Annotated in this window: 16 protein-coding genes, 1 other RNA gene and 3 pseudogenes; 3 read left to right on the top strand and 17 right to left on the bottom strand. The window is 68.9% G+C overall.

The window, feature by feature from the left end; all coding sequences use genetic code 11:
- Positions 1–34 precede the first annotated feature (34 nt).
- Together ssrA and LG380_RS03425 are read right to left on the bottom strand one after the other, a co-directional pair.
- Positions 35–388: a transfer-messenger RNA gene (gene ssrA / locus LG380_RS03430) on the bottom strand.
- 115 nt (positions 389–503) lie between these two features.
- Positions 504–1,112 (bottom strand): M15 family metallopeptidase, encoded by a 609-nt coding sequence (locus LG380_RS03425; protein WP_225763616.1) that lies wholly within the window; start codon positions 1,110–1,112, stop codon positions 504–506.
- Between the two features lie 227 nt (positions 1,113–1,339).
- On the opposite strand from LG380_RS03425, the gene LG380_RS03420 reads away from it, so the two are divergent.
- Positions 1,340–1,618 (top strand): hypothetical protein, encoded by a 279-nt coding sequence (locus LG380_RS03420; protein ID WP_225766680.1) that lies wholly within the window; start codon positions 1,340–1,342, stop codon positions 1,616–1,618.
- Between the two features lie 711 nt (positions 1,619–2,329).
- Here the strand turns inward: LG380_RS03420 and LG380_RS03410 are convergent.
- From LG380_RS03410 to LG380_RS03400, 3 genes are all read right to left on the bottom strand, one after another.
- Entirely contained in the window at positions 2,330–3,232 is a 903-nt protein-coding gene (locus tag LG380_RS03410) for a hypothetical protein (RefSeq protein WP_225763615.1), read from the bottom strand.
- Positions 3,233–3,477: 245 nt separating this feature from the next.
- Positions 3,478–6,540: an efflux RND transporter permease subunit gene (locus tag LG380_RS03405; RefSeq protein ID WP_225763614.1), complete on the bottom strand. Its 3,063-nt coding sequence runs from the start codon at positions 6,538–6,540 to the stop codon at positions 3,478–3,480.
- Positions 6,540–7,667 carry an efflux RND transporter periplasmic adaptor subunit gene (locus tag LG380_RS03400; RefSeq protein ID WP_225763613.1) on the bottom strand — a complete coding sequence of 376 codons (1,128 nt, stop codon included), beginning with the start codon at positions 7,665–7,667 and terminating at the stop codon, positions 6,540–6,542. Before LG380_RS03400 ends, LG380_RS03405 begins: the two co-directional genes overlap by 1 nt.
- A gap of 184 nt (positions 7,668–7,851) precedes the next feature.
- Between LG380_RS03400 and tmk the strand changes: the two genes are divergently transcribed.
- Positions 7,852–8,535, top strand: a complete 684-nt coding sequence (gene tmk, locus LG380_RS03395) for a dTMP kinase (protein ID WP_225763612.1) — start codon at positions 7,852–7,854, stop codon at positions 8,533–8,535.
- Between the two features lie 106 nt (positions 8,536–8,641).
- Here the strand turns inward: tmk and LG380_RS03390 are convergent, their stop codons facing one another.
- The 5 genes from LG380_RS03390 to lexA form a co-directional block, all read right to left on the bottom strand.
- Positions 8,642–9,070 carry a VOC family protein gene (locus LG380_RS03390; protein WP_225763611.1) on the bottom strand — a complete coding sequence of 143 codons (429 nt, stop codon included), beginning with the start codon at positions 9,068–9,070 and terminating at the stop codon, positions 8,642–8,644.
- Between the two features lie 71 nt (positions 9,071–9,141).
- A complete protein-coding gene (locus tag LG380_RS03385; protein WP_225763610.1) occupies positions 9,142–12,228 on the bottom strand; it encodes an error-prone DNA polymerase in 3,087 nt (1,028 codons plus the stop codon).
- Positions 12,225–13,640 (bottom strand): DNA polymerase Y family protein, encoded by a 1,416-nt coding sequence (locus tag LG380_RS03380; protein ID WP_225763609.1) that lies wholly within the window; start codon positions 13,638–13,640, stop codon positions 12,225–12,227. Before LG380_RS03380 ends, LG380_RS03385 begins: the two co-directional genes overlap by 4 nt.
- Before the next feature lie 7 nt (positions 13,641–13,647).
- On the bottom strand, positions 13,648–14,268 hold the full coding sequence (imuA, locus tag LG380_RS03375; RefSeq protein ID WP_225763608.1) for a translesion DNA synthesis-associated protein ImuA: 621 nt from the start codon (positions 14,266–14,268) through the stop codon (positions 13,648–13,650).
- Positions 14,268–14,873 carry a transcriptional repressor LexA gene (gene lexA / locus LG380_RS03370; protein WP_225763607.1) on the bottom strand — a complete coding sequence of 202 codons (606 nt, stop codon included), beginning with the start codon at positions 14,871–14,873 and terminating at the stop codon, positions 14,268–14,270. Before lexA ends, imuA begins: the two co-directional genes overlap by 1 nt.
- A 262-nt stretch (positions 14,874–15,135) precedes the next feature.
- Here lexA and LG380_RS03365 point away from each other — a divergent pair, with 262 nt between their 5' ends.
- A complete protein-coding gene (locus tag LG380_RS03365; RefSeq protein WP_225763606.1) occupies positions 15,136–16,002 on the top strand; it encodes a GGDEF domain-containing protein in 867 nt (288 codons plus the stop codon).
- A gap of 12 nt (positions 16,003–16,014) precedes the next feature.
- Here LG380_RS03365 and LG380_RS15880 read toward each other — a convergent pair.
- The 7 genes and pseudogenes from LG380_RS15880 to LG380_RS03325 form a co-directional block, all read right to left on the bottom strand.
- Positions 16,015–17,205: pseudogene (locus LG380_RS15880) on the bottom strand (TolC family protein); the annotation flags it as partial.
- A pseudogene (locus LG380_RS03350) lies at positions 17,193–17,804 on the bottom strand (efflux RND transporter permease subunit); the annotation flags it as partial. The pseudogenes LG380_RS15880 and LG380_RS03350, both read right to left, overlap by 13 nt.
- A 103-nt stretch (positions 17,805–17,907) precedes the next feature.
- A pseudogene (locus LG380_RS03345) lies at positions 17,908–18,366 on the bottom strand (efflux RND transporter periplasmic adaptor subunit); the annotation flags it as partial.
- A 102-nt stretch (positions 18,367–18,468) separates the two neighbouring features.
- Entirely contained in the window at positions 18,469–19,164 is a 696-nt protein-coding gene (locus tag LG380_RS03340; RefSeq protein WP_225763605.1) for an OmpA family protein, read from the bottom strand.
- A 124-nt stretch (positions 19,165–19,288) separates the two neighbouring features.
- Positions 19,289–20,701 carry a deoxyribodipyrimidine photo-lyase gene (locus LG380_RS03335; RefSeq protein ID WP_225763604.1) on the bottom strand — a complete coding sequence of 471 codons (1,413 nt, stop codon included), beginning with the start codon at positions 20,699–20,701 and terminating at the stop codon, positions 19,289–19,291.
- 166 nt (positions 20,702–20,867) lie between these two features.
- Positions 20,868–22,283, bottom strand: a complete 1,416-nt coding sequence (locus LG380_RS03330; protein WP_225763603.1) for a replicative DNA helicase — start codon at positions 22,281–22,283, stop codon at positions 20,868–20,870.
- A 212-nt stretch (positions 22,284–22,495) separates the two neighbouring features.
- Positions 22,496–23,047 (bottom strand): NAD(P)H-dependent oxidoreductase, encoded by a 552-nt coding sequence (locus LG380_RS03325; protein ID WP_225763602.1) that lies wholly within the window; start codon positions 23,045–23,047, stop codon positions 22,496–22,498.
- Positions 23,048–23,080: the final 33 nt, after the last annotated feature.

Below are 23,080 nucleotides of genomic sequence, written 5' to 3'. Positions count from 1 at the left end.
AAACCCCAACCGAGAACGGTTGGGGTTTCGTTATTGGTGGAGGTGGGCGGAATTGAACCGCCGTCCGAAGGCACTCCATCCCCGGCACTACATGCTTAGCTCGCCGTTGAATCTCGTCCCGGAACAGCACGGCGTGCAAAGCGCATCCCGGAACCAGCCCGCTTTATCTAGCTTGAGGCTGGCGGGCAGCCACCCCATGCGATTCCGTGATGATGACCCTACGCAGCGAGCACGGACACAAGCTGTTTCGGGGCTTAGGCCTTAAGCGGCCAGAGCGTAGTTGTCGTCGTTGGCAACTATGAGTTTTGCAGCTGGATTTACGAGGAAAGCTACCCCCTCGGCATGCGCCAAGCGACTTCACAACCCCCGTCGAAACCAATGCACCCCCGGGGAAACTCTTGTAAAACGCTGACCGGCACAGTGTAGGGGTGCCGACCGCGCCCCACAAGGGAAATCGTGCGAGGGCTCAGCTGGGCTTCAAGTCGCCGGCACCGGAACCGAGCTCAGGTGAAAAAAACCTGCCCCTGTGCGCGACGGTCGCGAAGCGCGGCCAGCATCTGCCGCTCGGGCAGCCCTGCTGCCCAGGCCGGACGGAGCTGGAAGTGCGGCTGGTCCACGATGCTCTTCCAGTTGCCGCCCCACTCCAGCCCCATGTCCACGCCGAGCGCGCCCACCGCCTTGTACTTGGGCGAATCGGGCAGGTAGCGGCCGGACTCGAACACGCCGATGTCGAAGGCGATGCCGAAGTTGTGGTTGGAGTAACCGCCGCGGGCGTTGGTGACGATCGTGCCGGGTGCGGCTCGGCCCTTGGCGTAGATCGCATCCTGCTCGGCATAGGTACGCAGCCCGCTGATCACCTTGATGCTGATCCCCACGGCCGCGGCCTTCTGCACCAGGGCGCGGGCCATTGGCTGCACTTCCGGCAACAGCGTGGCGATGACCTTCTCGCTGCGGGCATCCACCGGCGAGATCGCCTCGGCCGGCCTGAGCCCGTCGATCTTCCTGCCCACGATCCGCGCGTAGATCGCGCCCCAGGTCTGTGGCCCGGCCTTGCCGTCGACCTCCACGCCCAGCTGGGCCTGTACCGCGGCGATCATTTCCTCGATGCGCATGACTGTTCCCCGCCCTGCCCAGCCCATGGTGGCTGTCCGCGGACCAGGCGACTGCCGGCAACGCGAAGCGGGCGGCGGCCAGCACCAGGCCGATAACCGCGGCCTGGCCCAGCGGGAAACGGCCGGCGCTGCTCTCCCAGAAGCGGGCGGTCAGCCACCAGGCCAGGGTATCCAGCAAGGCGATGGCGGCCACGACCACGACCGCCCACATCGCGAAGGAAAGACGTTTGGTCCGCCGCAACCTCAACTCGCCTGTCGCCGGGCCGCGCCACCAGTCCAGCAGGGTGGCGGCCCATGCCGTCACCGGTGCCAGCAGCATCAGCCCGGCACCGGACAGGAAGACGATCTTCTGCGCCGCACCCTCCTCGTCCAGGCGGTTGAAGCCGGTGACGTACAGCTCGCGGGCGGCACTGAACAACGCCCACGCCCCCCAGGCCGCGAGTGCCGCCGACAGCGTGACCACCCCGAAGCTGACGATGGTGTGGCGATCGCGCGTGTACCAGTAACCAACCATCTGGTGCACGGCCAGGAAAAACGGCACCACCAGCAGCCACCACCAGAACGAGGAGGCCAGCCCGGCGAATTCCAGGCTCCACCAGCCCCGCCCCAGTGCCACGTCCCGCTCCAGCCCGAGCCAGAATGCGAACGGCCGCGGCGGATCCAGCGACACCAGCACGTGCGGCAGCAGCACCACGCCAGCGGCCAGCAGGATCAGCACGCCGATCTCCAGGTGGGTGGCGATGATGCCGCGCACGATCGAGGCGGCAGCAAAACCCAGGTCCTTCATACCTGCCGGGGGTGAGATAGCGGCCGTTGTTGCGCAGCCACCACAGCCACATGGAATCGTCGCGGGCGACGTTCTCCTCCACCTGTCCGGCAGTGTCCTTCTCGCGGTACAGCCGTCCCAGGCTGGCGCCAAGGTAGCCGCCGCCGGAGACCGTGGACAGGTAATCGAATTCCTTCAGCACGCGATTGCGGGCCAGGCCACGCACCAGGCCCAGGCAGAACGTGGCACTGCGGATACCGCCACCGGACAACGCCAGGCCCCAGGTGCCCCGGGTGTCGCCGGCAATCCCTGCCCGCGCCCGGCGTGGGTCGATGTAACGGGCGCGCTCGGCTTCGATCGCGGCACGGACCTGCTGCTCGGTGGACAGGCGTTCTTCTTCCGGGTGGGTCACGGGCGACTCCGGGATGGAAGGATCAACAGAGCGCGCCTGCTAGCCGACCGCCGCGCGCTTGGCAGCGGGAAGCTGGTCGCGCAGGTGCTGGTTGAACGGCCGGGACAGCTGCAGGAAGCCCTGTTCGGTGGGATGGATCTCGTCGTTCCAGAAGCTGTCCTGGTCGATGCCGGTGACGCCAGCGAAATCGACTACCGAAAAGAAACCGGGATACTCACCTGCCAGCTTCTGCAGCACGCCGCGGCCGAAGCCCTCGACCAGGATCAGGTCGGCAAAGCGCTTGCCCTCGGCCTTGTCGGCCAGCACCCACTGCATGCGGTTCCACATCCACGGGCCGACATCGTCCTTGAGCCAGGCGATCAGGCCGATGTTGGGCACGGTCAGATCGGCGGCGACGCCGATGCGGTGGATCGGCACATAGGGGTGGCCGACCACGCGCAACGCCGGCCGCTCCTGGCGCAGTGGCGCCAGTGCGTCCAGCAGGCCCGCAAAAGCAGCGTGCACCCGCGCAAACGCACCCGAATCGGACAGCCGCTGGTACGCCTCGGCGGCGCTGATCCGGGCCACGCCCCTGCCCTGCCATCGCTGGAACACCTGCGCCAGGCGGTCGTCCAGGCAATCGTTGCCGCCGGCGCTCAGGCACAGCAGGTCGAACGGGGAAGCCTTGAGCCGGGCGACCATGCGCTTGACGTCGTCCTTGCCGAACAGCTCGGCGGCCTCGGCACCCGGCTTGCCGACAATCATGCCCATGCCGTTGATGCGCAGGCAGCTCTGACGGGCCAGGTTGAGGTACAGCGGCGTGCTGAACCAGGAATCGCCCCAGTACAGGATGGCCGGGTGCGACTTCAGGTAGTCCATCACCCGGGCACGCTGGCGGCTGCCACGGGGCCCCATCGCCTCGCGCCACTTCTCCCAGCTCGTGACCCACGACATGTTGCTCATCAGGGATCCCTCCATTGCCCGCAACGTGGCCGTCTGCGCAGCAGCGTGCTCCGCCTTCGGTCAACGTGCAGCGGACATGTCCCCGGCCAGGGCGGGCGGGAATGGGCGGAGGCTAGCACCGGGCATTCGCATGGACTGAGAACTGCGGCACGCTGCCCGGCAGGCAGGGCCGTGCATCAACCGACCGGGCAGACGATCCCGCACCGCAAAGGAAACGGGCGGCCGATGGCCCCCCGTCTCGCTGATCACGCCTCCGTAGGCTGCTGCCGCCGCAGCTTGCGCAGCAGCCAGGCCTCGGCATCATCGACCAGGGTGAAGGTGGCCGGCACCACTACCAGGCTGAGGACGGTGGAGGTGATCAGGCCGCCGATCACGGCCACCGCCATCGGCGCGCGGAAACTGGAATCTGCAGTGAAGCCCAGCGCGATCGGCAGCATGCCCGCGCCCATTGCCAGGGTGGTCATGATCACCGGCCGCGCGCGCTTGTGGCAGGCGTCCATCAGCGCCTCGTGGCGCGACATGCCCAGCTCTTCCTGCGCGATCACCGCGTAGTCCACCAGCAGGATCGAGTTCTTCACCGCGATGCCGATCAGCAGGATCAGGCCGATCAACACCGACAGCGAGATGTCCATGCCGGTCAGCAGCAACGCGCCGAACGCACCGCCGGCGGCCAGCGGCACCGCCACCAGGATGGTGATCGGCTGGCTGGCGTGGTTGAACAGCAGCAACAGCACGCCGTAGACGCAGAAGATGCCGGCCACCATCGCCATCGCAAAGCCGCCGAACATCTCCTGGAACACCTCGCTGTCACCGGCGGCCTGCTGCTCGACGCCGTCCGGCAGGTTGTTGAGCGAGGGCAGCTTCTGGATCTCCTTCTCGACCTCGCCCATCGCCCGGCCGTTGAGGTCGATGGTGATGGTGACGTTGCGACGGCGGTCGTAGCGGTCGATCTGCGACGGACCGCTGGCGATCTCGATATCGGCCACCGCCGCCAGCGGCACGCTGCCACCGCTGGCGGTGGGTACCCGCAACTGGCCCAGCAGGGCCGGATCGGACAGGGCCGATTCGGCCAGCTGGACGCGGATCGGCACCTGCCGTTCGGGCAGGTTGAGCTTGGCCAGGAACTGTTCGTAATCGCCGCGGGTGGCGACACGGGTGGCCGCGGCGATGTCGGCGGTGGATACGCCCAGGTCGGCCGCGCGGGCCGCATCCGGGCGCACGATCACTTCCGGACGCACCAGCGAGGCCGAGGAACTGACCGTGCCCAGGCCCGGCAGCTGGCGGATCTCGCGTTCCACCTGGCGCGCGGACTCGGCCAGCTTGAGCGGATCGTCGCCGGCGAGCACCAGCTGCATCGCGCGGCCCGGCTCGCCACCCTGGAAGCTCAGGCGCACGCCCGGCATGTCCTTGAGCCGGTCGCGGATCTCGCCTTCCAGTTCGTACTGGGTGCGGTCGCGGTCATCGTTCCAGCGCAGGGTCAGCGTGGCCTTGCGCACCTCGGCGCTGGACAGGTCGCCCGCACTGGCCGAGCCGCTGTCGCTGCCGGCGGTAATGAACACGTGCTGCAGCTCGGGCATGTCCTCGATGCGCTGGCGCGCCTCCTCGGCCACCTGCTGGGTGGTGCGCAGCGAAGTGCCCGGCGGCAGCTCCACCAGCAGCGTGCTCTGGATGCCGTCGGTGGGCGGAATGAAGGTGACCTTGAGGATCGGCAGCAGCGCCAGCGAGGCGATGAACAGGCCCAGCGCCATGAGCAGGGTGCGGCCACGATGGCGCAGCGCCTTGTCCACCCAGCGCAGGTACCACTGCATCAGCTTCGAATCACCCTTGTGCTCGGGCATCGGCTTGAGCATGTAGGCGGCCATCATCGGCGTGATCAGGCGCGCCACCAGCAGCGAGAACAGCACCGCCGCGGCGGCGGTCCAGCCGAACTCGCGGAAGAACTTGCCGGGGATGCCCGGCATGAACGCCACCGGGATGAACACCGCGGCCAACGTGCAGGAGGTCGCGATCACCGCCAGTCCGATCTCGTCGGCGGCCTCCATCGCCGCATCGCGCGGGCTCTTGCCCATGCGCAGGTGGCGGTCGATGTTCTCCACCTCCACGATCGCATCGTCGACCAGGATGCCGACCACCACGGCCAGCGCCAGCAACGTGATCATGTTGAGGCTGAAGCCGAACCAGTACATCACCGCAAACGTCGGGATGATGGACAGCGGCAGGGCCACGGCCGAGATGAAGGTGGCGCGCCAGTCGCGCAGGAACCAGAACACCACGGCCACGGCCAGCAGTGCGCCCTCGTAGAGCATGTGCATCGACGATTCGTAGGAGTTCTCGGCGACCTCGATGGTCGAGCCGACCTCGACGATGCGCAGGCGCGGCTGCTCGCGTTGCAGCTGGCGCACGCTCTCGCGCACGGCCAGGCCGACGTCGACCTCGCTCGAACCCACGGTGCGCTGCACCGCGAAGCCAATCACCGGCTTGCCGGCCAGGGTGGTGGTCTGCACCACCTGGGCGGTGCCGTCGGTGACGTCGGCCAGCGTGGACAGGCGCGCGCTGCGGCCGTCGGGCACGAAGATGGGGTAGTTTTCCAGGTCGGCGGCCTTTTCCACCGTGGCCAGGGTGCGCACGGCCTGCTCGCTGCCGCCGACCGTGGTGCGCCCGCCAGGCTGTTCCTGCTGGATCCTGGCCAGTTGCTGGGACAGCAACGCCGGGCTGACGCCGAAACCCTGCACCGCCTCGGGGCGCAGGTCCACGCGGATCTCGCGGTCCACGCCGCCGATGCGGCGCACCGCGCCCACGCCGGGAATGCCGAACAGCCGCTTGCTGATCGCATCGTCGATGTACCAGCTCAGCTCCTCGTCGCTCCAGCCATCGGCAGTGACGGCAAAGGTGATGATGTCCGCGCCGGCGATGTTGATCAGCTGCACGATCGGCGGCTCGACGTCGGCCGGCAGGTCGATGCGCACGCGATCGATGGCGTCGCGCACCTCGTCCTTGGCCAGGTTGCCGTCGCGGTTGATGTCGAACTCGATGACCGTGGTCGAGACGCCCTCGTTGACGATGGAGTACAGGTTCTTGATGTCGGCGATGCTGGCCACCGCATCCTCGACCTTGCGCGTGACCTGGGTTTCCAGCGTGCTGGGGCTGGCCCCGGGCAGGGTCACGGTGACGTTGACCACCGGCACGGTGAGGTCGGGGAACTGCGACACCGCCAGCTTGTTGAAGGCCACCAGGCCGGCAGCGGTGAGCAGGATGAAGACCAGGATCGCCGGCAACGGCCGGCGGATGGACCAGGCGGAAATGTTCATCAGCGCCCCGCCCCGGCCTTGTCGCCCTCGCTCTTGCCCCTGCCCTTGGCTGCCGGCTCGCTGCCAGGCGCCACCACCTTGACGATGTCGCCGTCGCCGAGGAAGCCGGCGCCACGCGCCACCACCTTGTCGGTCCTGGCCAGCCCGTCGCGGATCTCGACCTCATCGCCGAAGGTGCCGCCGACTTCCACGCCCACCTCGCGGGCACGGTTGTCCTCGTCAATGGTGAACACGTAGGCGCGGCCGTCGCGACGGACCACGGCATCGCCCGGTACCAGCAAGGCCTGCGAGGCGCCGACCACGATCCGGCCCTGGGCGAACATGCCGGCGCGCAGCACGCCCGGATCAGGCAGGTCGACATAGATGGTGCCGGTGCGGCGCTGCTCGTCCAGCGCCGGCGAGACCCGGCGCACGGTACCCCTGACCTCGCCCTGGTCGGACTTCACCAGCGCGGTGGCGCCGACCTCGACCAGCATCAGGTCCTTCTCCATCAGCTCGGCACGCCACTCCAGGCGACCATCGCGGATGATCCGCAGCAGCTCGGTGCCGGCGCCGACCACCTGGCCGGGCTGCACGCTGCGCGCGGAGACCACGCCATCAACCGGGGCGCGTACCACGGTGAAGTCGCGCTGCACGCGCGCCGCATCGCGGCTGGCAACGGCGGTGTTGAGGCGCGCCCGCGCCGACTCGCGCGCGGCTTCGGCTTCCTCGGCGTCCTGCAGCGAGACCATCTTCTCGTTGGCCAGCTCGCGGACGCGTGCGGCCTTGCGTTCGGCCACATCGAGGTTGGTGCGGGCCTCGGCCACCGAGGCCTCGGACTGCAGCAGCTGCGATTCCATCGTGCGTGCGTCCAGCCGCAGCAGCACGTCGCCCTTGGCCACTACGCTGCCCACTTCCACCTCGGTGGTGGCCACGCGCAGGCCCGACAGCTCCACGCCGACCGAAACCTCCTCCCATGCCGACACCGCGCCGGAGGCCACCACGTCGCGACCCACGTTGCGCTGCTGTGGCGAAACCAGGGTCACCGTCAGGCTGGCGGCCGGTTCGGTTTCCTCCTGTCTGGAGCAGGCGGAAACGGCGAGGATGAGCCCGGCGACAAGCAGGGGCCGCAGTGCGGAAGGAATCATGCGGATGAGGACTCCGTGGGAAGGTCGGCACGATATATCAGCCGTGAAGACTGCCGTACGGTGCGGTCAGGAACTCGTGATGGCCGAACCGATATCACGCCGGCGGGTTCAGCCCTGCGGTCGCCACGGACTTGCTGAAGGCGGCGGGCCGGCGATGCCGCGGCCTATCCGTTAAAGTAGCGCGATGACGAACTCCCTCATTCCCGGCGGTCTGTTGATTGCCATTGAAGGCATCGACGGCGCCGGCAAGACCACGCTGGCCAACCGTCTGGCCGACGTGCTGCGCCAGGCCGGCGCCGAAGTCGTCCAGAGCAAGGAACCCACCACCGGCCCGTGGGGCATGAAGCTGCGCGAATCGGCCGCCACCGGCCGGCTGCAGCCCGAGCAGGAAGTGGACTACCTGCTGCGTGACCGCCGCCAGCACGTGGAAGAACTGATCGCCCCCACCCTGGCCCGCGGCGGCGTGGTCATCCTGGACCGCTATTTCCCGTCGATGGTCGCCTACCAGGGCGCCACCGGCCTGCCGCTGGACGAGCTGCTGGCGGCCAACGATTTCGCGCCGCGCCCGGACGTGCTGCTGCTGCTCGACCTGCCGCCGGCCACCGGCCTGGGCCGCATCCGCGCGCGTGGCGATGCGCCCAACCATTTCGAGACCGAGCAGAACCTGCAGCGCTGCCGCGAGATCTTCCTGCAGCTGCAGTTGCCGACCAAGCAGCTGATCGATGCCAGCCAGGATGCCGATGCGGTCCTGCGCGAGGCCCATGCTGCGGTCATCGGCGAAGTGACCCGCCGGCTGGGCAGCAATGCCCCGCTCGACGACGAACAGCTACGCAGCCTGCAGCGACTGGCCACCGCCAGCCTCGCCTGACCGGGGCCGGCAGCAGCCGGCCCCACCCTGTCCTCCCATGCCACGCCTCAGCGGGGGCAAGGCCGCCGGTGGCCGACGGCGGCTGCGCGCGCTGCGGGCATGTCATTCAGAAGGTGATTTCGACCGAGCCGGCGCTGCGTTTGGCCGGGCCGTGGTAGACCGCCTCGATGTTGTTGCCGTCCGGATCGATCACGAAGGCTCCGTAGTAGCCCGGATGGTAGGGGCGCAGGCCCGGCGCGCCATTGTCGGTGCCGCCGGCGCCCAGCGCCGCCCGGTGGAAGGCCTGCACCATCGCCTCGTCGCGGGCCTGGAAGGCCAGATGGTGGCGACCGGTCAGCTGGCCCTGTGCGGCCTGGCTGTCGGCCGAGGAGACGAACAGTTCGTCCACCCAGAAATAGCCCTCGTCGCTGCCGCCCAGGGGGATTTCCAGTGCCTGGCAGACCGCCTCGTAGAAACGACGGCTGGCATCCAGGTCACGGACCACCAGCTGCAGGTGGTCGATCAGGCGTCCGCGGTGCAGTTGCTGTGCTTCCATTTCGATTGCTCCGGTTGGGTTGAAGGCCAGGCCATCCGGCCTGATGGTGGGGAATCGTCGATGTCGCGCAGTCAGTGGAAATCACGGCTGCGGACATCCAGGCTGCCCAGCAGCGGGGTCAGGTCGTGCAACTGCCGGGCGACGACGTGCACCACTCCGTTTTCCGACTCCAGCCGCCCATCCACGCGCATCAGCCGCGCCTCGAGGAACGGCCGGCGTTGGCGCTCGGCCAGTTGCTGCCAGACCACCACGTTGACCATGCCGAACTCGTCCTCGAGGGTAACGAAGGTTACGCCGCTGGCGGTCTGCGGGCGCTGGCGCCCGGTGACCAGCCCGGCGACGCTGACCGGGCGCCCTGAAGGCAGCGTCGTCAGTTCGCGCGAACTGCGGCAGCGCAGGGCCTGCAGCCGGGGACGCAGGCGCGAGAGCGGATGCCGTTCCAGCGTGGTGCCCAGCAGGGTGTAGTCGGCCACCAGGTCCTGTCCCGGCGTGGGCAGCGGCAGCGCCACCTGCGTTTCGGCCGTGGCCGGACTGCCGGCAAACAGCGGCCGCTGCGCCTCGACCCCGGCGATCGCCCAGCGCGCGCGATGGCGATGCCCGGCCAGCGCGCGCAGTGCCCCGGCATCGGCCAGCAGGGCCTGCGCCCGTGCGTCGAGCCCGGCCCGGTGGCACATGTCGGCCACGTCGCTGAAGGCCCGCCGCGCACGCGCCTGGCTGATGCGCTGCGCATCCTCGCTGCGGAACCCGCGCAGCATGCGCAGGCCCAGGCGGATCGCCAGCTGATCATCCGGCCCGGGCTCCAGACTGCAGTCCCAGTCGCTGTAGCGCACGTCCAGCGGGCGCACCGACACGCCATGCCGGCGCGCGTCCTGCAGCAGCTGGTCGGCGCTGTAGAAACCCATCGGCTGGCTGTTGACCAGGGCGCAGGCGAACTCGGCCTGGTGATGGCACTTGAGCCAGCTGCTGGCATAGGCGATCAGCGCGAAGCTGGCGGCGTGGCTTTCCGGGAAGCCGTAGTTACCGAAGCCCTTGATCTGTTCGAAGATGCGCTCGGCAAATTCCAGTTCGTAACCACGCTCGAGCATGCCGCCGATCAGCCGCTCGCGATGGTGCTCCAGCCCGCCGTGGCGTTTCCACGCGGCCATCGAACGGCGCAGCTGGTCGGCCTGGCCGGCGTCGTAGCCGGCGGCGACCATCGCGATCTGCATCACCTGCTCCTGGAACAGCGGCACGCCCAGCGTCCGTTCCAGCACCTGCTCGAGTTCCGGCGAGGGATAACTCACCGGCTCCTCGCCGGTGCGCCGGCGCAGGTAGGGGTGGACCATGTCGCCCTGGATCGGCCCGGGGCGGACGATGGCCACCTCGATCACCAGGTCGTAGAACACGCGTGGCTGCAGCCGCGGCAGCATCGCCATCTGCGCGCGCGATTCGATCTGGAACACGCCGATGGTGTCGGCACGGGCGATCATCGCGAAGGTTTTTGGATCATTCGGCGGCAGCGTGGCCATGCTGTAGTCCAGCCCGCGGTGGCGCCGGACCAGGTCGAAGGTGCGGCGCAGCGCGGTGAGCATGCCCAGTGCCAGCACGTCGACCTTGAGCAGCCCCAGCGCCTCCAGGTCGTCCTTATCCCACTGGATCACCGTGCGCTGGTCCATCGCCGCGTTCTCCACCGGCACCATGGTGTGCAGTGGCCGCTCGGAAATGACGAAGCCGCCCGGATGCTGGGACAGGTAGTGCGGGAAATCGACCAGCTGCCCGGCCAGCACCAGGATCCGCCGCATCAGCGGGCTGTCCGGATCGAAGCCGTGCTCGCGCAGGTACTCGGCCGGGGGCATCTCGTTGCTCCAGTGGCCGACGGTCGAGGTCAGCCGGGCGATCGCGTCCTGCGGCAGGCCCATCACCCGGGCGATGTCGCGCAGCGCGCCTCGTCCGCCGTACAGCGTGGCCACCGCCGCCAGCGCCGCACGCTGCCGGCCGTAGCGCGAGAACACGTACTGGATCACTTCCTCGCGCCGCTCGTGCTCGAAGTCCACGTCGATATCCGGCGGCTCGTCGCGGTCCTTTGAGATGAATCGCTCGAACAGCAGATTGCTGTGGCGCGGATCCAGCTCGGTGATGCCCAGCACGAAGCACACCACCGAGTTGGCCGCCGAACCGCGCCCCTGGCAGAGGATGCCGCGGCTGCGCGCGTGCGCGACCAGGTCATGCACAGTGAGGAAGTAGGCCTCGTAGTTCTTGTAGGCGATCAGCGCCAGTTCCTTGTCGATCAGTGCCTGCGCCTCGGCGCTGGTGCCTTCGGGCCAGCGCCGGCGTGCGCCCTGCTCCACCAGTTCGGCCAGCCAGCTGCGCGCGGTATGCCCGGCCGGCACCAGCTCGCGCGGATACTGGTAGTCGATGGCGGCCTTGAGATCGAAGCCGGTGCAACGCGTGGCGATGCGCAGGGTCTCGGCCAGCAACGACGGCGGATACAGCTCGCGCAGCGCGGCCAGCGGACGCAGGTGGCGTTCGCCGTTCGGGAACAGCAGGTGGCCGGCCTCGGCCAGCGTGGTGCGGTGGCGGATGGCGGTCATCGCATCCTGCAGCGCGCGCCGGCCGCGAGCATGCATGTGCACGTCGCCGGCGGCCACCAGCGGCAGGCCATGGCGTTGGCCAAGGTCCTGCAGCCGGGCCAGTCGCGCCCCGTCATCGGCGCCGCGGTGCAGTTCCACCGCGATCCAAAGCCGCTGGTCGAAGCAGCGCTGCAACCAGCCGGCATTGGCTTCGTCGGCATCTGCCTCCGCATCGGGCACCCACAGCGCGAGCAGGCCTTCCAGCGGAGTGTCCAGGTCTTCGCGCAGCAGCCGGTACTCGCCCTTGGCCGCGCGTCGCCGCGCCTGGGTGATCAGCCGGCACAGGGTCTGGTAGCCGGCCACGTCCTCGACCAGAAGCACCAGCTTCGGCCCGTGCTCGACGCGCATCTCGCTGCCGACGATCAGCGGCAACCCGGCCTCCTTCGCCGCCTGCCAGGCGCGCACGATCCCGGCCAGCGTGCACTCATCGGTGATCGCCAGCGCGTGGTAGCCCAGCCGCGCCGCCCGCTGGAACAGCTCGGCGGCAATCGAGGCACCGCGCTGGAAGCTGAAGGCCGACAGGCAATGCAGTTCGGCGTAGCCGCTCATCCGAACCAGCCCTGCAGCATGAAGCCGCCCTCGCCGCCCACCTCGCGCCAGGCCCAGGCCTGCTGGCCGAAGCGGGTGCTGACCCGGTAGTAGTCGCGGCGCTGGTCGGCCCCATCCCACCAGCCACTCTCGATCCGTTCCGGCCCCTGCAGGATCAGCGGCTCGGCCCCGGGCCACGGCACGGCCTCGGGCAGCAGCCAGCCCGGGCGCGTCGCTCCCGGTGCCGGCACCGGCTGCCTGCGCGCCTCACTCTCATTGCGCCAGGCCTGTTCCGGACGATGGTCGGCATGCACACGCAGGCCGTGCACCGCCTGTTCGCCCAGGCGCGCGCGCAGGCGTTCACGCAACTGCTCCCACGGCATGCTCTGCTGCGGGCGCTGCTCGAACAGTTCGCGGTGCACCGGCACGAAGGCCGGCAGCTGGTCGGCATGCAGGCACAGCGCGCGCACCGGCGCGGGGAGCTGCACCTGCTCCAGCCGGCTGCGGGCGATCTCGAACAGCAGCGCCGGGTCCCGCTCGGCCGCCAGCAGTCCCACCACCACTTCCGAGGCCGGCAGGTCCTCGTGCTCCAGACGCAGGGTGAAGTGCTGCACGCTGCCGTCGCGACCGGCCAGGTACGCGCCCAGGTCCAGCGCCAGGCGCCGCAGCGGGAACAGCAGTGCCTGCGAGGACTCGACCTCGTAACCGAGTTCGATGCGCTGCTCGAACACATCCGGCGGCCGGTACGGCTGCAGTGGATACGGACGTTCGCCCAGCAATGCGTCGATGTGCTGCAGCACCTGGGGCGGGAAGCGCCGGGCAATGCCCTCGCGTGGCAGCTCCAGCACCTGGCGCAGGGAGCGCAGGCCCATCCGCGACAGCGCCTCGGCCACGCCTGGATCAAATCCGCAGCGCCGCAGCGGCAAGGCTGCCAGGCAGGCTGGCAGTTGCGCCTCGTCCACGGCCAGGCCGTCATGCACATTGGCCAGGGCCCGTGCAGCCACCGGATTGGGCGCCAGCACGATGCGGTGGCGGAAGCCGAGCTCGCCCAGTTCGCTGCGCAGGCGCTGTTCGAAACGCGGCCATGGCCCGAACAGACCGAGGCTGCCCTTGATCTCGACAATCAGCGCGCGCGCCATCTGCAGGCTGACCTGCGAACTGAACCGGTAGGCCCAGGCCGCCAGCAGCGTGTGCCAGCGCGCCTCCTCGGCGGGGTCATGGACGGTGGCGATGAAGTTGCTGGCCAGCGCCTGGGCCGTGGCCATCGACATCCCGCGCTGCAGTCCCAGCGCAGCGGCCGCCGGATTGACCGCATGCAGGACGCGCCGCTGTACCGGGCCGGTCAGCAGGACCCGCGGTGCGGCCGGGTCGGCGCAGCCACGCAACACGCCGTCCAGCGCCAGATGCGGCAACAGGATGCAGGCCCAGCGCATGCGGACCTCATTGCACCGCGGGGAACGGGATCGGTCGCGTCGGCGCCAGGCCACCGCGGCACTTGAGCACCCGCAACTGCGAGGGTTTGGCATCGATGGCGATGCGCAGGGCTGCCGGCGAGGGATTGCGTACCGCTGCCAGCGGCCGGCAGGCAAAGCCCAGGGTCTGCCCGCTCTCGGCGGCCACCTGCAGTCGGCGCAGCGCACGGTCGTCGGACAGTTGCGGCCAGCACAGCACCGCGCCACAGCTGCCCGAACGCAGGCATTGTTCGGCCGCCCACAGCGCGTCACGCAACTGAGGGGCCTGCACCACCTGCAGCTGGCGCAGGTCCAGCCCGGCCGCCTGCCAGGCCGGGGCATAGGGAATGTAGGGCGGCGCGACCAGCACCACCTTCTCGCCGGATCGGGTCAGCCGCGCCAGCGAGGGCCACAGCAGGCGCAGTTCGCCCACGCCCTCGCCCGGAAGCAGCACCTCGGTCAGCGCACCTTCCGGCCAGCCACCGCTGGGCAGGGCCTGGTCCAGCGCGTCATGGCCACTGGGCTGGCGGCTGCCCGGCAGCTCGGCCGGCCGCCCACGCCAGACCCGGCGCTCGTGCAGCAACGCATCGATGGCGACAACCGCGCCCATCAGCCGTGCCTCACCAGCCCGCAGAACACGCCTTCGATGGCGAACTCCTGGCCCGGCTCGACCACGATCGGCGCATAGGCCGGGTTGCGCGGCAGCAGGCGCAGCGCGTTGCCGGCACGCGACAGGCGCTTGATGGTCAGTTCGCCGTCCAGCCGCGCCACCACAATCTGCCCGTCGCGGGCCTCGGTGCTGCGCCGTACCGCGACCAGGTCGCCGTCGAGGATGCCGTCCTCGATCATCGAATCGCCCTGCACCCGCAGCAGGTAATCCGGGCGCTGCTGGAACAGCCGTGCATCCAGCGCCAGGGTGTCGCCCAGCCCGGCATCGGCACCGATCGGCACACCCGCCGCGACCCGGCCCAGTACCGGCACCTGCAGCAGCTGCCCGCGCGCCATCCCGGCCGGGCGGATGCCGCGCGCCTGCCCGGCGGCCACCTCGACCAGGCCGGCCCCGGCCAGTGCCAGCACGTGCTTGCGCGCCGCCCCGCGCGAGGCCAGACCGCCGTGTTCGGCGATCTCGGCCAAGGTCGGCGGCTGGCCGTGGCTGGCCACCCGCTCACGGATGAATTCAAGGATGGCGGCGCGCCGGGGGGAGAGTTCGCTCATGGAGTACATTTGTACTCCTTTCGTCCTCGTGCGAACAGTAGGCGCGTGAAGATGGCAGATATTGCAGCGCGTCAAGCCCCATTCAGCACATGGCTTGCTATTGTTTGCGCCTTCACTCCTTTTTTATGTCTTCGGCAGCGCACGGCCAATGCCCCAGCAAGCCGCCCAGCGGTTACTTCCGCTCCGCATCATTGCTCCCGTGAGCTGTCTGGCCCTGGCGTCCTTCGCCGCGTGGTCGTGGGCAGTTGCGGGACGGGCGGACGTGGCCACGTTTTCGGGCCTGGCGTCCTTGCTGGCCGCCCTGGCCGCGCGCAAGGTCTACCTGCGCCGGCGCAACCCGATCCGCGCCGGCCTGCTGCTGTCGGTGGCCAATGCCCTGGGCGCGATGCTGGCGGCCTGGGAACTGGGCGAGAACGGCCTGGCCTGGTCCTACCTGGTGCTGATGGCCAACTTCTTCATCGTCCAGCGCGCCGTTTCCATCCCGGTCAACCTGCTGCTGACGGCCGGCCTGCTGTCCCACCCCGGCCTGCTGCTGCGCCCGCTGCACATCTCCGAGCTGCTGGTGGTCGCCCTGATCCTGGGACTGGGCCTGTACCTGTCGCGGTACCTGCAGAACGACCGCACCCACATGGAGCAGCTGGCCCTGCGCGATGCGCTGACCGGCCTGCCCAACCGCCGCCTGCTGGAAAACGCCCTCGACCAGCTGATCAATGACCCGCGACAGTCGCGCTTCCACCATGCGCTGATCGTGCTGGACATCGACCACTTCAAGGAGGTCAACGACCTCCATGGCCACCGTGCCGGCGACATCGCCCTGGCCGACCTGGCCGCGATCCTGCGCTTCGAGCTGCGCGATGGCGACCAGGCCTTCCGCTTCGGCGGCGAGGAATTCGTGGCACTGGTGGAAGTCCCCGACCGCGACGCCCTGGCCGCCTTGGCCGAACGCCTGCGCAAGGCGGTCTACCAGTCGCTGCGCGGCCCTGGCGGTCGCATCACCATTTCCCTGGGCGGGGCGATGTACGCCGGCGAGCCGCACTGGCAGGACTGGTTCTCGCGCGCGGATACCGCGCTGTACCTGGCCAAGAACGGCGGCCGCAACAGCTACGTCATTGCCGAAGACCTGACCTGAGCCAGCGCGGGCTCAATCGGCCATTGCCACCGGCGGCGCCTCGCCGTTGCCCTGCCCCCAGCCACCAATCGCCTTGTAGACCGCGACCACGCCGGTGTTGACCGCCGCCTCGGCCCGGGCCAGTGCGTCCTCCGAATCGAGCCGGGTGCGCTGTGCATCCAGCAGGGCGAGGAAGTCCTCCGCTCCTTCGCGATAGCCGATCCGTGCCAGCTCCTCGGCCCGCCTTGCGGCCTGCGCCTGTTCGATGACGATGCCCAGCCGCCGCTGCTGCTTGGCATAGGCGGTCAACGCGTTCTCGGTGTCCTCCAGCGCCAGCAATACGGCCTTCTCGTACTCGGCGGCCACGCCCTCGGCCTGCGCCTTGCTGGCCCGCAACCGGGCCCGGACCGAGCCAAAATCAAACGCGGCCCAGCTGATCGACGGCGTCACCGCCCAGGCCTTGTTGGCCCCATTGACCAGGCCGCTGGCATCGCCGGACAGGAAGCCGACGAACCCGATGAGGCTGATCCGCGGAAACAGGTCGGCAGTGGCAGCGTCTTGGCGTAGGGCGCCACCTCGCGCGGCTCAAGCAGGGCATCCAGCGCGCCGGGGCGCTGCCCCAGCAGTACCGCCAGACGGTGCCGGGACTGGGTCCCGGCCGCCTCGAGCAACGGGATGTCGGCCTCGATTGCCTTGAGCCGGGCGCGACTGCCCTGCACGTCCAGCTCGGTCCCGGCGCCCAGGTCCCAGCGCGTCTGGGTCAGCTGCTGGGTGTCGCGCAGGTTGTCCAGCATCTGCCGGGCCACCTCGAGCCGCTTCTGGTTGCCGCGCAGTTCGAAGTAGTTGCGTGCGACCTCGGCCGCCACGGTGACCTGGGCATCGATCAGGTTCTCGCGCTCTGCCCCCAGGTCGGCGCGTGCGGCCTCTGCGGCGCGGCGCTGGCGACCGAACAGGTCCAGCTCCCAGCCGGCATCGAAGCCGAGCTGGTAGGTCTGGCTGAAGATGCGTTCGCCCCCCGGCCTGCAGGTCCGGCTGCTTGCGCCGGTCGTAGGCACCACCGGCCACCACGTGCGGCAGCTGGTCCAGGCGTTGTTCGACGAACACCGCGCGCGCCTGCGCAACCCGCGACATGGCGATGCGCAGGTCCAGGTTGTCCCCCAACGCGTCCTGCACCAGTTGCTCCAGCACCGGATCGCCAAACTGCGCCCACCAGATGGCGACCGGCCGCGCGCGGCCACCTTGTCCGGGTCCAGCCACAGGCGCATGGCGTAGTCGCCACCGCCGAACTGCTGGGCATCACCCACGCCGGGGATGCGCGCCAGTTCGTCCTTGATGTGCAGGCGCATGTAGTTGCGCAGGTACAGCGAGTCGTAGCGGCCGTCCTTGGAGGTCAGGTGCACCACCATCAGGAACACCGGCGACTGCTTCTGCGTGGTCACGCCCTGCCGGCGCACGTCCTCGGGCAGGCGCGCCTGCGCCTGGGCCACGCGGTTCTGCACGCGCACCGCCGCCTCGTCCGGGTCGGTGCCCGGGCGGAAGGTCACGGTCAGCTGCAGCACGCCATCGGAACCGGCGACGGACTTGACGTACATCATGTCCTCCACGCCGTTGATGGCTTCCTCCAGCGGCGTGGCAACGGTCTCGGCGATGACCTTGGGGTTGGCGCCCGGGTACACCGTGCGCACCACCACCGAGGGCGGCACCACTTCCGGGTACTCGCCTACCGGCAGCAACGGGATAGCGATCAGGCCGGCGGCGAAGATCACGATGGACAGCACCGCGGCGAAGATCGGGCGGTCGATGAAGAATCGGGAAAAGTCCATGGTGGATTCCTGGTTTTCCGCCGGTGCCGGCAAACAGGCTCCCGTCCGCTGCCCGGGACGGCAGCGGGGGTGGAAGCCCCCTGCGGGGCGACGGCGGGATGGATCAGTTCAGGGCGGTGGCGCGCGCCGGGTCGGTACTGGCACGCGATTGCATCGCCACGTCGCTGGCCTGCACCGGCATGCCGGGCATGAAGACCTTCTGCACGCCATCGACAATGACGCGGTCGCCGGTCTTCAGCCACTGCTCGACGATGCGCAGGCCCTCGGCAGTCCGGCCGAGGGTGACATCACGGCGCTGCGCCTTGCCTTCGCCATCGACCACGTACACGTACACGTACTTCCGGTCCTGGTCGGTGAGCACCGCCTTGTCGTCGATCAACGTGGCCTTGAAGCGGCCGCTGCCCAGCAACTGCACGCGGGCGAACAGGCCCGGGGTGAAGCTGCGGTCGGCGTTGTCCAGCAATGCGCGCACGCGGATCGTGCCGGTGCTGCGGTCGACCTGGTTGTCCAGGAAGTCAACCTGGCCCTCGTGCGGGTAGCCCTCCTCGCCGGACAGGCCAATCGGTCACCGACTGAGCCGGCGCTCCCCCGCAAAGAAAAAGGCCACCCATCGAGGGCGGCCTTTTCTTTTCCTGCTGCGCGACGGGTCGCGCGGCGCAGTTGCTTACTGGGTCAGCGGGATCACCCGGATCTCGACGCGACGGTTCTGCGCGCGGCCGGATTCGGTGTCATTGCTGGCGATCGGATAACGCTTGCCGGCGCCCAGGGTCTCGATGCGGGCACGCTGCACGCCCTGTGCGCCCAGGTAGCTGGCTACCGACTCGGCGCGCTCCTTGGACAGGCGGTCATTGACCGCATCGGTGCCGATGCTGTCGGTGTGGCCGACCACTTCGATCATGGTCTGGTTGTACTCGGCCAGGGTCGAGGCCACGCCGTTGAGGGCGCCGTAGAACTGCGGCTTCAGAGTCGACTTGTTGAAGTCGAAGGTGATGCCATCGGGCAGGTTCAGGGTGATGTTGTCGCCCTGGCGCTGCACGTCGATGCCGGTGTTGGCGGTGCGCTCGCGCAGTGCGCGTTCCTGGCGGTCCTGGTAGTTGCCCACGGCAGCGCCGCTGAGCGCGCCGATGCCGGCGCCGATCATCGCGTGCTGGCGGCGCTCGGTGGCGCTGTCGCCGCTGAGCAGACCGGCGGCGGTACCGATGGCCGCACCGATCAGCGCGCCACGGCCGGTGCGGTTCTGCTGCTGGCTCTGGTTGCCGTACTGGTCGCTCTGCACGTAGGAGCCACCGGTGGCGCAGGCAGACAGGGCCGCAGCCGTCAGCAGCGCCAGGGAAAGATTGCGGGTCACGGATCGCTTCATGGGTTTCTCCTCGCAGGGGACCGGACGGTTCCGGGTTTGGTGGCGGCAGAGCATAAACAGCCCCACGCGAAGTGACGATGAGGACGTGGCGACCCGGCACGCCCCTGTTCAGGTTTCTCGCTGCTCAGCCCCAGCGTCCGCGGTATGCCGCCAGTGCGGCATCGCGCCCTGCGCCCAGTTCCACCAGTGGCTTGCGTGGGTAATCCCCCATCTGCCGATGCAGTTCGGGGAATTCCCACGGCGCAAAGCGTGCGGCCAGTGGCAGCCCGGCCAGCTCCGGCAGCCAGCGGCTGATGTAGGCCGCGGCCGGGTCGAACTTCTGCGCCTGTGTCACCGGATTGAAGATGCGGAAGTACGGCGCGGCATCGGCACCGGTGCCGGCCACCCACTGCCAGCCCAGCGTGTTGTTGGCCAGGTCGGCATCAACCAGCGTGTCCCAGAACCAGCGCGCGCCCCGCAGCCAGTGCATGCGCATGTGCTTGGTCAGGTAGCTGGCCGCGATCATCCGCACGCGGTTATGCATGTAGCCGGTCTGCCACAGCTCGCGCATGCCGGCATCGATGATCGGGATGCCGGTGCGTCCGCGCTGCCAGGCGTCCAGTGCCGCCCCGTCGGGCCTTGCCCAGCGGAAGCGGGCAAATCGCGGATTGAGGTCGTGCTCGCAGCTTTCGGGGAAGTGATGCATCAGGTGGTGGGCGAAATCACGCCAGCCCAGCTGGCGGATGTAGCCATCGATGTCCGCGCCCCGTGCGGCGGTGCGCGCCGCCTGCAATGCGGCCACGATGCGCCACGGCGCGATCTCGCCGAAATGCAGGTGCGGCGACAGCAGCGAGGTACCGACGCGGTCCGGGCGGTCGCGTTGCTTGAGGTAGTCGTCGAGCGCGCCATCGACAACGACCTCCAGCGCCTCGCGCGCACCGGCCTCACCGGGCTGCCAGTGTTCCCAGAACCTGGCATCCCATTGCGGCGACGGGGCAAGCCCAAGTGCGTCCAGCGGCAGTCCTTCCTGGCCATGCGCGGCCACGCGCGGCGGCGGCTCGGTCAGCGGCGGCAGCGACATCCGCGCCTGCGCCGTGCGCCAGTACGGAGTGAACACGCGGTACGGCGTGCCCTGCCCGGTAGCCAGCTGCCACGGCTCGGACAGCAGGCTGCCGTTGAAGCTGCGTACGTCCAGGCCCTGCTCGCGCAGCGCGCGCTTGATGTCCGCATCGCGGGACTGCGCCGCCGGCTCGTAGCGGCGGTTCCAGAACACCGCCTCGGCGCCGGACTGTTCGACCAGCCGCTGCAATGCCGCAAGGCTGTCGCCGGCGGCCAGCACCAGCGCACTGCCACGCTCCCGCAGGTCGGCATCGAGTGCCTGCAGCGAGCGGTGCAGCCATGCGCTGGACGCCGCCCCCGGCGGCCAGTTGCCTTCCTCGTGCGGGGCGTGCACATACACCGGCAGCGGCACGTGGCCGCCCTCGAGCGCCGCCTGCCAGGCGGGATTGTCGGCAAGGCGCAGGTCGCGGCGGAACCAGACGAGGGCAACAGAGGGCATTGCGATCACGGGTTGGGTCTGACCGGCGATGGTAGCGCCCGTCCCCGTCATGGCCGGTCAACAACCCCACTCCACGGATGGATCAAACCGTTGTGCGGCGTGCGTCCATGCGCACGCACTGGACGATGCGCGGTGCCGCGGCAGCCTTGCGCTGCCGCGTGACGGCTTATTCGAACGCGCCGACCGAGTCGTGGGCCAGGTTGTCGAAGCGGGTGTACTCGCCGAAGAACTTCAGCTTGCACGAGCCGGTCGGGCCACCACGGTGCTTGCCGATGATGATCTCGGCCAGGCCCTTGTCCGGCGAATTTTCCTTGTTGTAGTAATCGTCGCGGTAGATGAAGACGATCATGTCCGCGTCCTGCTCGATAGCGCCGGATTCGCGAAGGTCGGCCATCACCGGGCGCTTGTCGGTACGTGTTTCCAGCGAGCGGTTGAGCTGGGACAGCGCGATTACCGGCACGTTGAGCTCCTTGGCCAGGCCCTTGAGCGAACGGCTGATCTCCGAGATCTCGGTGGCACGGTTCTCGCTGTTGCCCGGCACGCTCATCAGCTGAAGGTAGTCGATCACGATCAGGCCCAGGTCATGCTCGCGCTTGAGGCGGCGGCACTTGGAGCGCAGTACTTCCGGCGACACGCCGGGCGTGTCGTCGATGAAGATCTTGGTTTCCTTGAGCATCTTGATCGCGCCGGTCACGCGCGCCCAGTCCTCGTCCTCGAGCTGGCCGGTACGCAGGCGCTGGGCATTGATGCGGCCGTTGGAGGAGATCAGGCGCATCGCCAGCTGCGAGGCGGACATTTCCATCGAGAACACCGCCACGCCCTTCTTGGACTTGATCGCGGCGTATTCGGCGATGTTCAGCGCGAACGTCGTCTTGCCCATGGCCGGACGCGCGGCCAGGATGATCAGGTCGGTCGGCTGCAGGCCGGCCGTCATCGCATCGAATTCGTTGTAGCCGGTCGGCAGGCCGGTGATGTTGCCGCCGTTTTCGAAGCGGTTGCGTAGCTCCTCGAAGGCATCCTTCAGCGCGCCGGGCATGGCCACGAAGTCGGTGCGGCCGCGCGCGCCCTGCTCGGCGATGGCGAACACCGACTTCTCCGCCGATGCCAGCAGTTCCGAGCTGTCGCGACCCTCGGGCTGGAAGCCGTCGTTGACGATGTCGGTGCCGACCTGGATCAGCTGCCGCAGCACCGCCTTGTCGCGGACGATTTCGGCGTAGGCGCTGATGTTGGCCGCCGAAGGCGTGGTGCTGGCCAGTTCAATCAGGTAGGCGCCATGGCCGACGAGCTCCATCTTGCCCTGCGACTCGAACCACTCGCCCAGGGTCACCGCATCGAACGGACGGTCGCGCTCGGCCAGCTCGCGGATGGCGCGGTAGATCAGCTGGTGGTCGCGGCGGTAGAAGTCCTTCTCGGTGAGCTGCTCGTTGACCTGGTCGAAGGCCTGCGGCGCCAGCATCAAACCGCCCAGCACCGCCTGCTCGGCTTCCACCGAATGCGGCGGCACGCGCAACTGGTCGACGCGATGCTCGTTGCGTTCGGAGTGGTCGCTGCGGTCGGAACGGAAACCGGTTCGGGCGGACATGCGGGGGTACTTCCTGCGTTCAAGAAAACGTCGGCCATGGTAGGCACGCAGCGGCCCCCAGGGTTAGGGACAAACCTGTGGATAAGCGGTTGGCAACCCGGTACAGACCGACGCCGTCCGGGATCCCGCTCGGGGACATGCTGCGCGCCCGGCACCGCTGCAGCACCGGGCGCGAGATTATAGGAGAGCCGCCGTCCCAGCGGACGGGGCGCTCAGCGCTGGCTTTCAATCCAGGACAGGAAGCGGTCGGTGAAGTCCTGCAGGAACTTGCGGGTGCCCTCGTTCTGGACATTGCCCTCGGCGTCGACCAGGCCCTCCTTGAAATGGACGAAGACCTCCGGCTGCGGCAACACCTTGATGTCCAGGTAGGACAGGATGTTGCGCAGGTGCTGCTGGGCCAGCGCACTGCCGATGGCACCGATCGAGGCACCGGCCACCGCCGCCGGCTTGCCGGCAAAGGCGCTGTCGCCATAGGGGCGCGAACCAAGGTCGATGGCGTTCTTCAGCACGCCGGGCACCGAGCGGTTGTATTCGGGGGTCACGAACAGCACCGCGTCGGCCTGGCGGACCTGCTCCTTCAGGCGCTTGCCCTCGGCCGGGTAGTTGCCGTCATGGTCCTGGTTGTACAGCGGCAGGTCGCCGATCTGCACGTATTCGAAGCTGGCGCGGTCGCCGGCCAGCTTCTCCAGCGCCCGGGCGAGCTGGCGGTTGATGGACTCCTTGCGCAGGCTGCCGACGAAGACAGCGATCCGGTATCCGGCCATTGGCATTGCTCCTGGATGAAAGACCTACCCACC

This window comes from Stenotrophomonas sp. Marseille-Q4652 (assembly GCF_916618915.1).
Classification (GTDB): domain Bacteria; phylum Pseudomonadota; class Gammaproteobacteria; order Xanthomonadales; family Xanthomonadaceae; genus Stenotrophomonas.
This window is presented reverse-complemented; position numbering and strand designations above follow the sequence as displayed.